The 12,353-nt window shown below is 60.9% G+C and carries 17 protein-coding genes; 8 read left to right on the top strand and 9 right to left on the bottom strand.

The features are described from left to right. Positions 1–50 precede the first annotated feature (50 nt). Together NKJ89_RS11950 and gloA are read right to left on the bottom strand one after the other, a co-directional pair. Complete coding sequence (locus tag NKJ89_RS11950; protein WP_352602558.1) at positions 51–344, bottom strand: DUF2218 domain-containing protein; 294 nt, start codon at positions 342–344, stop codon at positions 51–53. A 131-nt stretch (positions 345–475) separates the two neighbouring features. Then, entirely contained in the window at positions 476–916 is a 441-nt protein-coding gene (gene gloA / locus NKJ89_RS11945; protein WP_023759421.1) for a lactoylglutathione lyase, read from the bottom strand. Between the two features lie 218 nt (positions 917–1,134). Between gloA and NKJ89_RS11940 the strand changes: the two genes are divergently transcribed. The 3 genes from NKJ89_RS11940 to NKJ89_RS11930 are packed head-to-tail and all read left to right on the top strand — an operon-like array spanning position 1,135 to position 3,108. Further along, complete coding sequence (locus NKJ89_RS11940; RefSeq protein WP_032907472.1) at positions 1,135–1,731, top strand: cold-shock protein; 597 nt, start codon at positions 1,135–1,137, stop codon at positions 1,729–1,731. Positions 1,732–1,756: 25 nt separating this feature from the next. Further along, positions 1,757–2,320, top strand: a complete 564-nt coding sequence (locus tag NKJ89_RS11935) for a DUF192 domain-containing protein (protein WP_352602556.1) — start codon at positions 1,757–1,759, stop codon at positions 2,318–2,320. Positions 2,321–2,340: 20 nt separating this feature from the next. Beyond that, positions 2,341–3,108: an alpha/beta fold hydrolase gene (locus NKJ89_RS11930; protein ID WP_352602554.1), complete on the top strand. Its 768-nt coding sequence runs from the start codon at positions 2,341–2,343 to the stop codon at positions 3,106–3,108. A gap of 33 nt (positions 3,109–3,141) precedes the next feature. Here NKJ89_RS11930 and NKJ89_RS11925 read toward each other — a convergent pair whose 3' ends face one another. Continuing rightward, positions 3,142–3,744, bottom strand: a complete 603-nt coding sequence (locus NKJ89_RS11925) for an HD domain-containing protein (protein WP_352602552.1) — start codon at positions 3,742–3,744, stop codon at positions 3,142–3,144. 147 nt (positions 3,745–3,891) lie between these two features. Between NKJ89_RS11925 and cysE the strand changes: the two genes are divergently transcribed. Together cysE and NKJ89_RS11915 are read left to right on the top strand one after the other, a co-directional pair. After that, complete coding sequence (cysE, locus tag NKJ89_RS11920; protein ID WP_127415464.1) at positions 3,892–4,740, top strand: serine O-acetyltransferase; 849 nt, start codon at positions 3,892–3,894, stop codon at positions 4,738–4,740. Between the two features lie 150 nt (positions 4,741–4,890). Continuing rightward, positions 4,891–5,094, top strand: coding sequence for a DUF3126 family protein (locus NKJ89_RS11915; RefSeq protein WP_006200852.1), 204 nt, complete (start codon positions 4,891–4,893; stop codon positions 5,092–5,094). Positions 5,095–5,166: 72 nt separating this feature from the next. Here NKJ89_RS11915 and NKJ89_RS11910 read toward each other — a convergent pair whose 3' ends face one another. Next, a complete protein-coding gene (locus NKJ89_RS11910; RefSeq protein WP_352602550.1) occupies positions 5,167–5,892 on the bottom strand; it encodes a hypothetical protein in 726 nt (241 codons plus the stop codon). A gap of 115 nt (positions 5,893–6,007) precedes the next feature. On the opposite strand from NKJ89_RS11910, the gene NKJ89_RS11905 reads away from it, so the two are divergent. Then, entirely contained in the window at positions 6,008–6,349 is a 342-nt protein-coding gene (locus tag NKJ89_RS11905; RefSeq protein ID WP_352602548.1) for a DUF6949 family protein, read from the top strand. 20 nt (positions 6,350–6,369) lie between these two features. Continuing rightward, complete coding sequence (locus tag NKJ89_RS11900) at positions 6,370–6,897, top strand: gamma carbonic anhydrase family protein (RefSeq protein WP_352602546.1); 528 nt, start codon at positions 6,370–6,372, stop codon at positions 6,895–6,897. 29 nt (positions 6,898–6,926) lie between these two features. On the opposite strand, the gene NKJ89_RS11895 is transcribed toward NKJ89_RS11900, so the two are convergent. The 5 genes from NKJ89_RS11895 to NKJ89_RS11875 all read right to left on the bottom strand — a co-directional run bounded on the left by NKJ89_RS11895 (position 6,927) and on the right by NKJ89_RS11875 (position 10,716). Further along, complete coding sequence (locus NKJ89_RS11895; RefSeq protein ID WP_352602544.1) at positions 6,927–7,487, bottom strand: ankyrin repeat domain-containing protein; 561 nt, start codon at positions 7,485–7,487, stop codon at positions 6,927–6,929. A 45-nt stretch (positions 7,488–7,532) separates the two neighbouring features. Beyond that, positions 7,533–7,982, bottom strand: coding sequence for an HNH endonuclease (locus NKJ89_RS11890; RefSeq protein ID WP_352602542.1), 450 nt, complete (start codon positions 7,980–7,982; stop codon positions 7,533–7,535). A 412-nt stretch (positions 7,983–8,394) separates the two neighbouring features. Then, complete coding sequence (locus NKJ89_RS11885) at positions 8,395–9,003, bottom strand: transglutaminase-like cysteine peptidase (RefSeq protein ID WP_352602540.1); 609 nt, start codon at positions 9,001–9,003, stop codon at positions 8,395–8,397. A gap of 280 nt (positions 9,004–9,283) precedes the next feature. Continuing rightward, positions 9,284–9,901 (bottom strand): PilZ domain-containing protein, encoded by a 618-nt coding sequence (locus NKJ89_RS11880; protein WP_352602538.1) that lies wholly within the window; start codon positions 9,899–9,901, stop codon positions 9,284–9,286. Positions 9,902–10,083: 182 nt separating this feature from the next. Next, positions 10,084–10,716 carry a PAS domain-containing protein gene (locus tag NKJ89_RS11875; protein WP_352602536.1) on the bottom strand — a complete coding sequence of 211 codons (633 nt, stop codon included), beginning with the start codon at positions 10,714–10,716 and terminating at the stop codon, positions 10,084–10,086. Between the two features lie 570 nt (positions 10,717–11,286). Here NKJ89_RS11875 and NKJ89_RS11870 point away from each other — a divergent pair. Then, a complete protein-coding gene (locus NKJ89_RS11870) occupies positions 11,287–12,330 on the top strand; it encodes a substrate-binding domain-containing protein (RefSeq protein ID WP_352602533.1) in 1,044 nt (347 codons plus the stop codon). The last annotated feature ends 23 nt before the right edge of the window (positions 12,331–12,353 follow it).

The raw sequence follows: 12,353 nt of genomic DNA, 5'->3' as shown, positions 1-12,353 counted from the left end.
CCCGAAAAGTGGGTGCCGGTTTTCGCCAGAAGTCGTGCACGAATAGGCGCTTATGCCGCCGGCGCGGGTTTCCAGTCGAAGGTCAGCTCTTCGCGGAAAGCAAAGCGCTTGATGTGATCGGCGACGACGCTTTCCAGCCGTTCGATCGATCCGGCTTCGTCAGTTGAAACCGTGATATGCAGCGCGGTCGCGTCTGCGTCCAGAACCGTGCGGCCCATTGAGAGATCGATGGTGCCATGGGCGGGATCGAACTCGACCGGGAATTTGTGCGCCCAGTGCTTGCACAATTGCTGCAGGTAGCGGCTGGCATGCTCGGTGGCAATATCGGCACGGCTGGTCGGCATGAATGAATTCTCCTGGTAAGCGCCGGCCTCGGCGGGCAGGCGCGATAAGCAGGTAGATAGGTGCCGTCGATCAGAACGGCAAAGGCGGCCGGCTTGTCCGCATGGCCGCCCCACTCAAGATGGCGTGATCGCTACCAGGTGCCGGTGTTCGGCATCGAGGCCCAAGGCTCGGCTTTGGGCTTCGCCGGTCCCTTTTGCAGCAGTTCGATCGAAATGCCGTCCGGCGACTTGACGAAGGCCATATTGCCGTCGCGCGGCGGCCGATTGATGATGACGCCGTTGTCCATCAAATGCTGGCAGGTGGCGTAGATGTCGTCGACCTCATAGGCGAGGTGGCCGAAATTTCGCCCGCCCTTGTAGTCTTCCGGATCCCAATTGTAGGTCAGTTCGATTAGCGGCGCCTTGTCGGCGATGCCGCTTTGCTCGTCTTCCGACGCGGCGAGGAAGATCAGCGTGAAGCGGCCTTGCTCGTTTTCGTAGCGGCGCACCTCCTTGAGGCCGAGCTTGTTGCAGTAGAAGTCAAGCGAGGCATCCACGTCGGCGACGCGGACCATGGTGTGCAGATAGCGCATGAGGATTCCTCGTGAATTGCATTGCGGTGCAACATAGGGTCGACCCCGTCAAAGGGCAATCATGCGGCAGCGCGCAATGCCGGCAAAGAACAAATCCGGTATTCACCCCATTGAACCGTGAAAAAAGGCACGGCAGGTCTTGCACACACCGGAAGCGGCAGTGTTAATCTGGTCCCCAAGAATCAGTTGCGGTGTTCTTTAAAAGAGGGGGCATTCTTATGGGGGAAAAGGCCTCTTTCATGGGGCGGGACGAACCTCTAGGCGATGCCTTGCAGCGTGACGAAGGCGGTGACGCCGCCGACCTGCTCGAAATTGCCGGCGTGATCAAGTGGTTCGATGTGGCCAAGGGTTATGGTTTCATCCTCCCGGATGACGGCATTTCGGGCGACATCCTCCTCCATGTGACGTGTCTTCGAAAGGACGGCTTTCAGACGGCCCTGGAGGGCGCGCGCGTGGTCTGCCTCGTCAAGCATGGCGACCGCGGATTGCAGGCCTTCCGGGTTCTCTCCATGGATCTCACCACAGCGGTTCACCCGGCCGAGATGCAGGAGCAGCGCACCCATGTCGCGGTGACGCCGGAAAGCGGTCTCGAACGCGCTTTGGTGAAGTGGTTCAACCGCACCAAGGGTTTTGGTTTTCTGACCCGCGGCGAGGGCACCGAGGACATCTTCGTCCACATGGAGACCTTGCGCCGCTACGGCATCACCGAGCTTCGGCCAGGCCAAGTCGTTCTGGTTCGTTTCGGACGCGGCGACAAAGGCCTTATGGCCGCCGAAATTCACCCCGATATGGGGACCTTGCCGGTCTCGCACTAGGACGATTTCCGGCTGAGGATTTCGAATGGCTCACAGGAACTGGCTGGCGGCGGGCGTGGTGTGCGCCGTGATTGCCGTCATCATCGCCGCAGGCGCCTTCTTCTATTCCGAACGGCCGACCGCGGCGGACAGTCGGGCGATGATCCTTGCGGTCGACCCGACGCCACTGGTCGTGGTGACGAAAGGCGGCGATCGCTCCTTTTCCATCGAAATCGCCGACACCGATCCAGAGCGCGAAGCCGGTTTGATGTATCGCCAGGACATGCCCGACGATCACGGCATGCTGTTCGTCTTCGAGATGCCACAGCAGGTCAATTTCTGGATGCGGAACACGCCGATGCCGCTCGATCTGATCTTTGTCGGCCAGGACGGCAAGATCCGGGCGATCAAGCGCGGTGAGCCGCAATCCGACGCCGTTATTTCGCCAGGTGTCCCGGTACGTTTCGTGCTCGAACTCAAGGCCGGCACGGCCGCCAGCAACGGCATCGAATATGGCGACCTGGTGCGCCATCCGGCCGTGGGCACAGCGTCTAGCCCCGGCGTGCCGCCCGCCGACAATGGCGATGCGCCCAATGGCGGCGGCGGTTGAGTGGGCAGGCGGGATCGCCGATGCAGCTTTTCACCCACGACGGCTTCGACATTGCCTTCCTCGACCGCCAGCCGGCATCGGGCGAGGGCGATCCGGTGCTCATGATCCACGGCTTCGCTTCGAGCCACTATGTCAATTGGGTGTCGCCCGGCTGGTTCAAGACGCTGAACGATGCCGGTTACCGCGCCATCGCCTTCGACAACCGCGGCCATGGTTCGTCGTCGAAGAGTTATGAGGAGGCCGATTATACGCCGGCGAAGATGGCTTCGGATGCCGCCGCCTTGCTCGACCACCTCGGCATCGAGCGCGCCCATGTCATGGGCTATTCGATGGGCGCGCGCATCGCGGCGTTCCTGGCGCTGTCGGATCCGGAAAAGGTGGCGACGCTGGTTTTCGGAGGTCTTGGAATCGGCATGATCGATGGTGTCGGCGATTGGGATCCGATCGCCGCGGCCCTGCTTGCCGATGATCCGGCCGCGACAAGCCATCCGCGCGGCCGATCGTTTCGCGCCTTCGCCGACCAGACCCGCAGCGATCGCCGTGCGTTGGCCGCCTGCATTGCCAAATCGCGCGAACTGCTGAGCGAGCAGGATATTGCCCGCATCGCCCAGCCGACGCTGGTAGCTGTCGGCACGACCGACGACATTGGCGGCTCGCCCGATGAACTCGCGGCGTTGATGCCGAACGCCAGGGCCTTTCACATCTTGGGCCGCGACCACATGCTGGCTGTCGGGGACAAGACCTTCAAGCAGCGTGTGCTGGAGTTCTATGCCGAGAATCCGCTCTGAGCGGACGGCGAGGGGAGCGGGACGTGACTGCCCTCAGCCTGTGGCGAGAGCCGCCAGCGACCGCGCCATGTTTTCGCGGGCCTGCCGTTCAAAGCGTTGCCGGAATTCCTCCGTGTGGAAAATGTGTGGGCGGGCGAGGAAATTCTTCAGCACGGCACTGCGCCCGGCCCGCCACATCGGCCCCTCCACCCAGGCGTACTCGCGTCGTACGGCGCGCTCATAGGCGTCGAAGGCGTCCGGCGCGGCACCCAGGATCGACAGATCCATATCGAGGAAAAGACTTGCGTCGCGTGTGCTCGTCGCGTCGTCAAACGGCGGCACCTGGTGTGTGGCGGTGGCGACGATCATCGCCGAGATGCGGTTGAGGCGGGAAGGGTCCGCGCGGCCCGCCAGCTTCTTCTCGGCTAGGGCAGCACTTTGCGCCTCGTTGTCCTTGGCCTTGCTGTCATAGATGGCATCGTGGAACCAGATCGCCGCTTCGACGGTTCCGGGGTCGCCGAGCGCCGCCCGATAGTCACCTGCAAGCGCCAACATCGCTTCGATATGGGCAAGGTTGTGGTAATGGCGGCCTGGTCCCCGGTAGAGCGCTGAAAGCTCGCTCTTCAGAGCGTCATCGATCAAGGGTTCGTTTTCCATGGCTGATTGAATTCCCGCGAACCAAATCCATTTGACAATGCACTGAGGAAAATTGAGTTCAATCGTGCTATGATTTGACTTATATGTGCGGCCGGACAACAGGCAAGCACAACAAGCAAGCCCGGCAGGGCGCAGGACGAGACGGCGATGAACAGCATCAGCATTTCCCGACACAGCGCATTGAAGCCGGTCGACCCGATCTGGCGTTCGATCCGCGACGAAGCGATGGAGGCTGTCAACCGCGACCCATTGCTCGCCGCGTTCCTCTATTCGACCATCCTCAACCAGGACAGCCTGGAGGAAGCGGTCATCCATCGCCTGGCCGAACGGCTGGCGCACCAGGACATCGGCTCCGATCTCATCCGCCAGACCTTCAAATCCATGCTGGCCGACGACAAGGACTGGCCGACGACCGTGCGCGTCGACATCCAAGCCTATTACGACCGCGATCCGGCGTGCGACCGCTTCATCATGCCGGTGCTCTATTTCAAGGGTTTTCACGCCATCCAGACGCATCGCCTGGCGCATTGGCTGTGGAACCAGGGCCGCAAGGATTTCGCGCTCTATCTGCAGAGCCGCTCGTCCTCGGTCTTCCAGACCGACATCAACCCGGCCGCGCGCATCGGCAAGGGCATCTTCATCGACCACGCCACCGGCCTTGTGGTCGGCGAGACCGCGGTGATCGAGGACGATGTGTCGATATTGCATGGCGTAACACTGGGCGGTACCGGCAAGGCCGGCGGCGACCGTCATCCCAAGATCCGCTACGGCGTGCTGATCGGCGCTGGTGCCAAGATCCTCGGCAACATCGAAATCGGCCATTGCTCGAAGATTGCGGCAGGCTCGGTGGTGCTGTCGCCAGTGCCGCACAACAAGACGGTTGCCGGCGTACCGGCTCGCGTCGTTGGCGAGACCGGCTGCGATCAGCCGTCGCGCCAGATGGACCAGCTTCTGCCGTCGCAGACGATGGATCAGGTCGTCAGCTTCGACATCTGATTTTCAGAAGGCCGCCGCCTGCTGCCGGATTCCGGCCGTGGGCATGAGTGGCGGTTGTCTCGCCTTATCGGGCCGCTTGCCTTTACATCGCCATTGTCGACGTGTCAGAAGCGCGCTCGAACGAGCAAGCCCGATGATCGGAGAAGACTGTTGAAGCCGGACGAAATCAGAAAGCTGGACGCCTATTTCAAGCGCGTCTTCCAGAACCCCAAGCTCGAGGTCAAGGCACGGCCGCGCAAGGAAGATTCAGCCGAGGTCTATGTCGGTGACGAATTCCTCGGCATCGTCTTCAAGGACGAAGACGACGGCGACTACAATTTTTCGATGGCAATCCTCGACATCGATCTGGCCTGAGCCAGCACCTTGCGCTTGGCCGGCTGCGCCTCGAATGCGGCCGGCCAGCCGGATCTCCCGACGCTTTCTATTCTAATGTCCTGTTTTCAGGACACGCCCGGCTTCTGTGGCGATTGCCGCGTCAAGCGTCTGCCAATCACCCAGAAACTCCCTTGGGAAGCGATAGGTGAGGCTGAGTTCGTCGCCGACCTGGATGTCGCGCTCGCACGGCGCCAGCGATTCGTCGGCACTCGGCCCGCTCAGGCAACGTGCCACGAACGGGTCCTTGCCGGGGCGCTCGGCGACAACCAGCACCTCGTTCAAATAGCCTGATTTCTCGTTGAAACCGTACACCGTCGTGCCGCCAGGCCCCGCAATGCCGGTTTTGTTGATCAACGCGCTGTAGATCGGCGCGAAGCGGCCACTCATGTCACGCGACATCATCCGCTGTTCGAAAGACAGGAAGACGATGTTCTTGGCTGCCCCGGTGTGGTTGAAATCGTCGCGCGCGGCCTCGCTGTAGCCGTCCATCTGGGGGTAGCGCAGATAGAGATCGAGCCGCGAGGCGATACCGTCGCGCCTGGCCTGGGCGAAACGGATGGCGTTGGCCGGCACGGCGATGACATTGTTGCCGATCACCACCTGGTGGATTGTTGCGTCGTCGGTGTATCCGGCCATGGCGATCGAATGGCCGAACCATTTGCCGCCGAGGCTGATCGCTGCCGACAGCAGAGCCAGCGCCGTGAACGCGTAGAGCACCCGCTTCATCAGCCTGGAATCGACCACGGTGAGTTCGTTGGCGAGCGCTGCCTGTTTCATCTCGGTTCTCGGATCCCAGCCGCCTCTGTGTCCCTGGGCGGTACACGTCGCACGGCATGGCTTTTGCAGCCTTCATGGAACGACTGTGCAATTTCATGGTAAATGGGAAGTTAAGATGGGACCGCTGGAACTCACGCTCTTCGCTTTTGTCGTCGGGTTGACCGCCTGCGGGATGGCCGGATCGGCCATGGAACTGGTTTCGGGCCGCAAGGTCGCCTTCACCGAACCCTATGTGTCGCCGTCCCATATCTTGCGCTCGCTGCTCGCCACCGCGTGTGCCGGGCCGTTCATGCTGGTCAACGATGCGATCGATGCCCGGCGCGAGCGCCGCATTTCGATGATGGCGCTGATGTCCTGCGGCTGCACGGCGATTGTCTGGTCCTTGGCGCTGGGCGTGGTCGTGCTTGCCATTGCCTCATGGACGATCCGTCTCCTAGGCTCCGACTTGCCAGGCTGAGACGATTCGGAGACCAAGACATGCCGCTCTACGCGATCGATGGAACGGGGCCCAGTTTCGCGGATGTGCAGACCAACTGGATCGCGCCCGATGCGACGCTGATCGGCGACGTTCGGGTCGGCCGCAATGCCGGCTTCTGGTTCGGCGCCGTCATTCGCGGCGACAATGAGCCCATCGTCATCGGCGCCGACACCAATGTGCAGGAACATACGGTCATGCACACCGATCCCGGCTTTCCGCTGACGATCGGGGAGGGCTGCACGATCGGCCATCGCGCCTTGCTGCATGGCTGCACGATCGGCGACAACAGTCTGATCGGTATGGGCGCCATCGTGCTGAACGGCGCGAAAATCGGCAGGAATTCGTTGGTCGGTGCGGGTGCGCTGGTCACCGAAGGCAAGGAATTCCCGGACAATTCGCTGATCGTCGGCTCGCCTGCCAAGGCAATCAGGGTGCTGGACGACGCGGCCGTGGCGAAGTTGCGCGGCTCGGCCGCACACTACGTTGCCAATGGCAAGCGCTTCAAGGCGGGCTTGAAGGAGGCCTGAGGCCAGTTTGGCTTTCATCGCGGCCTAACTCACCGGCGGTTGGAGCCGGGCCCGGCTATCGCATCGCGCAGCAAGGACGCACCGGCGTCAAAGCCGGCAATGTCGGCCTCCTCTATGGCTGTCCTGTAGTGATCGATGCGGGTTTCGAGCGTCGGGTCGGCGCCGGCCGCCAAAAGCAGGCGGATCGCATCGACGCTGCCGATGGCCACCGAATAGTGAAGCGGCGTCCAGTCGTTCACACCCCGCATATTGGGGTCGGCACCGGCCTCGATCAATACCCGCATGATGTCCAGCCTGTCGGCCCGGTCGGTGGACAGCGCCGCGATGAGGGACGGAAACCCGCCGTGATCCTGATAATTCGGATCCGAGCCAGCATCCAGCAAGGTCGAGATGAAACCGACGGGGCTCCAATAGATTGCATATTCCAGCGGATGCCCGAGCCCGAGCTCAAACGACATGCGCTCGTCGAACCACCGGGGCGAGCCACCCAAAGCCATGCCGAGACCATCGAAATCGCCCGCCTTGAAGGCATCGTCGATGGCCTTGTACAGGCGATGGCGCTCGCAGCGATCTTCCGGGATTTCCAACATCGCGGTGATCCAGAGGTGGCAATTTGATCGCTCATACTGCAGCGATCAGTTGCCATTTGAAAGCTGGATCACGGACAAGGGACTGGCCTTGTCCGACGTTCGCAGCGGCCGCGAAACTTCCGGAGGACCGCCTGAGCGCCATTTTAACAAATGACGGCATTCAGGCGGATGCCATTTCCTTGCCGCTATTCGCCTTCGGACGTACCGCCGGTACGCAGCAGGCGACAACACACTTCGCATCCTATGGCGGGTCTGATTGCAAAACTTGCAAGCAGCAACGACGTTCTCTTGCGCGTCTTCGCCGCCGTCCATCCTGGGCGTCAGATGTTCAGCGGTGCAGAGGAAACGGTCGAGCAATCCGATAGAGAGATGATAACGCTCAGAAAACGCCGCCGAATCTCCGTCCCACATTGGAAAGTCGCAGTAGAAGCATAGCCAATTCTGCTTGTCGGCTTGCGCAATCCTGAGTTTTGCCAGCGTGTTTGATTTGCACATTTCGCACATCCTTTTGCTTCATCAACATGAAGCGGATGTGCAGCAACCCTGTAAAAGATTGCCCCTCATTCGGAAGGGAGATCCCTCGCACGAGACAGCACCCTCTAGAGTGCCACTCCGCAGTATTTCAGCGGTAGATGATGATCTTGTGATCAACATCCGTACGGCAACCAACGATGGTTTCCAGACGGACAGTAGACCGTCTCCACAGGTTTTTAATACCTCAAAACTTGATGCCGATCAACTCGATCTCCGTTACCGAGATTTCTATAGGTGATCCAGAAATGGCGGAGCCGGCCCGGGGACGGGGCCGGCTCCTTTCACCCGGTCGTTGGGGACGGGGAGGGTGGGGACTCGACCGGGTTTCTCCTTAAGCGCTTCGCACTCATGCGGCGCGCTTGATCTGTGATATCTAGCGGACGCTCGCGACCGCGTCGGAGCGGCCGTCGTTGATCGTCACCCAAACGCCGGAATTCTGGTCGGACTGGCGCTTGAGATAGGTGTAGTCGGTGTCCGTCCAGGACAGGACCTTGGTCTCCAGATTGTCGAGGATGAATTCTCCCAGGCTGGTGCGCACGGTCAGCACCGCGTGACCGTCGCCATTCGGCTGGCGCGCGACGGTCATCAGCAGATTGCCGGCGGGCACGCCCGCATCCATCAATTCACGACGCTTTTCCAGCGCGTAATCCTCGCAATCGCCATAGCCATTATCCGGATAGGCCCAGTATTCCTCGACACCGTAGTTCTCCATATCGGTGCGCGGCTTGATGCGGGTGTTGACGGAATTGTTGACGTTGACGATCGTCGCCCACAGCTTGCGGGTCAGCTCGACCGGCGCGCCCTTGGGGGTTCTTTCGCTGCATTCGCCAGCTATGCGCTGGCAGAACTCATAATGGCCGACAGGCTGCGTGGTACGTCCGCCGGTGTGCATATAGGCCGGTCCCGCGGCATATGCTGATCCCCAGGCGGAAAGCTGCATCGCCATTGCCATCAGCAACAGCTTGCGCCTCGTTTTCTTCATTGTTGTAGTCTCCCCGTTCGAAGGAGACATTGCCACATGTGGATTTATTTGAGGCAAAGGCACGAAGTAGACATTGAGTAAAACGCCAGTAGAATAAACATAAAATTTGAATCATTTGAGTATTAAATCATTTGGGATTTCGAAGCTGATCCTCGGGCTCGATGTCATGCAGGCCTTGCAGGCAACGGCCTCGAGCCTGGCTGAAACATCTCAATCGGCGATGTCGCGAACGCAAAAACCGGCCGCAAAGGGCCGGCTTCATTAAGCGTTGCTGGTCTTGTCAGACGCGCGGCGCGTTGAATTCGGAATCGAGCGTTTCGGGACGCTGGATGACGGCGAATTCGATGGCGACGCCATCCTCGAAGTGGCGGACGACCTGCCCGCGCATGGTGCCCAGCATGACCTGGATGCCGATTGCCGGCTTGACGTCGATCTCGACCGCGGCGCCGGAAAGCGACAGGTCGATGATACGGCACTGGTACTGGCGGCCATCGGTGAGCTGCAGAACGCTGGTCGGATTGCGCGGCGCGACGCGCTCGTGGCGACGGTCTTCCGGCAGGTCGAGTTCATGCTTGTTGGCAAGCCAGGTCAATTGCGCGGCAAGCTTGTCCTTCTTGCGATCCGACGCGATGACGGTCATTGCGAAACCGTCCTGCAAGGTGCGCGTGACGACACCTTCGATGCGGCCGATATGATCGATGTAGGCGATGACTTTTTCGCCGGGCATGCCGATGCGGTCGGTGCGAAATGCTACATTGCCCGGCGACATGTCGACGACCTGGCAGGGGTGCTCGGTGCGGTCTTCCAGCATGAAGCGCCCGTAAATCTTGACGCGGACGCGCTGGAAGTTACGCCTTTCAGCTTGGGACGGCGCATAGTCGATCGCCGCTGACCTCATGACTGCCTTCACCCTGTTTGCGTCCCACGCGTCGATGCGAGAACTTCATCAAAGAAGTACAACAAAGCAGGTTAACAAAGGGGAAAAGCGGGCGCTTTTAGGCTCTTCCCTTTGTATGTATGTCGTTGTTCCAAGACCGCTGCGCACTTTTGGGCGACGTTACCGAGACGCGAAACTGCGGATTATTCCTCGCGCCCGCCATCGAAGACGACAAGATGACGGATGCGGCGCGCCCGGCCGAGCGCCGAGATCGTCTCGGGTGCCCCGAGGTCATCGGGAACGAGCGAGGGAACATCGATCGCCGGACGGTTGTTCAGGAGCTCCTTCTCCGGGTCGATGACGCGGATCGAATCGATCAGCGCGTCGGTGATCGGGTCGGCGCCCAGCCAGAAGGGCTTCTCCACGGCACTGATGACGCCCAGGCAGCGCGGATTTTCGACGCCGCCGTCAAGCGGCAAAGCGAGCAGCTCGAACTTGTTGGAGCGCCCGTTGCGGCTGAAGCCCTCATAGGTGATGAGCACGACCGACTTCTGCTCGAAGACACCATGGATCAGCCGCGAGACGAGCCGCTGATCCTTCTCGCGCCACAGCGATGGAAAGGAAAACCCCTTGAGTTCGCGGCCATAGCAGGCGCAAAGCCTGGTGCCGGCCAGCCGGAACACGGCTTGCCCGCGCGTGTCCCGTTCCAGGATAAAGGTGTCGGCCAGCAGCGACTTGATATCGGCCGGCTCGACCTCCGAACGCTTCGGGGCAGGGCGTCCGTCACGCAGGCGATTCCAATAGTGGAACAGCGTGATCGATCCATTCTGGTTCATATTATGCTGCTCCGCGCAATCTGTCGTCTGATGTCCCATCGGTGAACAGAAGGGCGCCCTCCGATGACCTACATGCGTTGCGGAGCAGGAAGCGTGCCAGCGTCGTTAACACTTGTTCACGGGTCGGGGCCGTTAAGGTTAACAAGTGGTTTACGTTGCATCGAAGCAAGCCCCGTGGCACACAAAAACCACTCCAGAAGCGGTCGTTTCGCGACGATCGGCAGCACTTCAGTCAGAGTTTTAGGGGAGCAGGGGGCTCGACCAGCCTTTCAGGGGAAACCTTGAACGGCTTCTTTTTTGATTCGCGCCCAGCGATTCGGGGTTAACGGCGGGCTGAGATTTCCACTCGCCGCGATGCTGGAACAATCCCGACGATCGACAACGCGGCATCGCCCAAGCCTGCGACAAGCAACGGCAACATTTGCCAATCACGCGCTTCGAAAGAGAAAAATCTGCGTTCCGAACGGCTCGATTGCCGCTGTACTCTTGCGCATTCGCTCCTTGAGGCGCGACGGCGGCGATCCCGCGGTCGGAGACGCGCCTTGTCGGCGTTATTTTCTGGGGACCTTCATGAAGACTTCCGTTCTTGGACTGATCACCGCCAGCCTGCTCGCCTGTGCCATTCCGGCCGGGGCGGCACAGGCCGCCGGGTTGGCCGGAGCGCCGGCGCCCTTCGACAAGGGCGGCGTGAAGGTGGCACTCGTCACCTTCATCTCCGCCGGCGATTTCTTTCAGGCCTACCAGGCCGGTGCGACGAAACAGGCGAAAGCGCTCGACATCGATCTCACGGTCTTTTCCGGCCGGCAGGATGCGGCGGCACAACGTGACCAGATCGAACAGGCGATCAATCTCGGCGTCCAGGCGATCATCATCGACCATGGCCAGCCGGAAGCTTTAAAGGATGTCGCGCAGAAGGCCCTCGACGCCGGCATCAAGGTTGTGGCTTTCGACGTCGATCTCGGCAATCCGAAAATCCCGCAAGTCGAACAATCCGATCACGAGTTGGCCAAGGCGTCCCTCGGCCAGGCCCTCAAGGACAACGGTACCTCATTCCAGGCGGGTTATGTCTACGTCGCCGGTTTCGCGCCGCTCGACCGTCGCAATGAAATCTGGGAGGAGACCAAGAAGGCCAATCCCGGGATCGTCGAGAAAGCCCGCTGGGGAACGGTCAATGACACGACCGCGGTGTCGACCGCCGACCAGACCAAGGCGGCGTTCCAGGCCAATACCGACATCAGCGTCGTCTTTGCCCCCTATGACGAGTTCGCGCGCGGCGTGAAACTCGCCACCGATGAGCTCGGCATCTCGAACAAGGTGAAGATCTATTCGGCCGATGTGTCGACCGCCGATATCACCGAGATCACTGCAGAAGGCAGCCCATGGGTCGCCACCGCGGCCACCAACCCGGCCGTGGTCGGCGCCGTTTCGGTGCGGGCGGCGGCAAAGCTGATCGCGGGAGAGGATCCCGGCCACAACATCGTCGTCAAGCCGGTCCTGCTGACCCAGGAGGAGTTGCGCAAGAACAGCATCAAGACGATCGAGGATCTCGACGCCAAGCTACCTGCATTCGGCCAAAGCGACGCAGCGACCGCAAGCTGGATCCCATCCAACTGATCGTTCTGATCCCTCCCTCGATC

The sequence above is a fragment of the Mesorhizobium sp. M0047 genome (assembly GCF_040323315.1).
In the GTDB taxonomy this organism is placed as follows: domain Bacteria; phylum Pseudomonadota; class Alphaproteobacteria; order Rhizobiales; family Rhizobiaceae; genus Mesorhizobium.
This window is presented reverse-complemented; position numbering and strand designations above follow the sequence as displayed.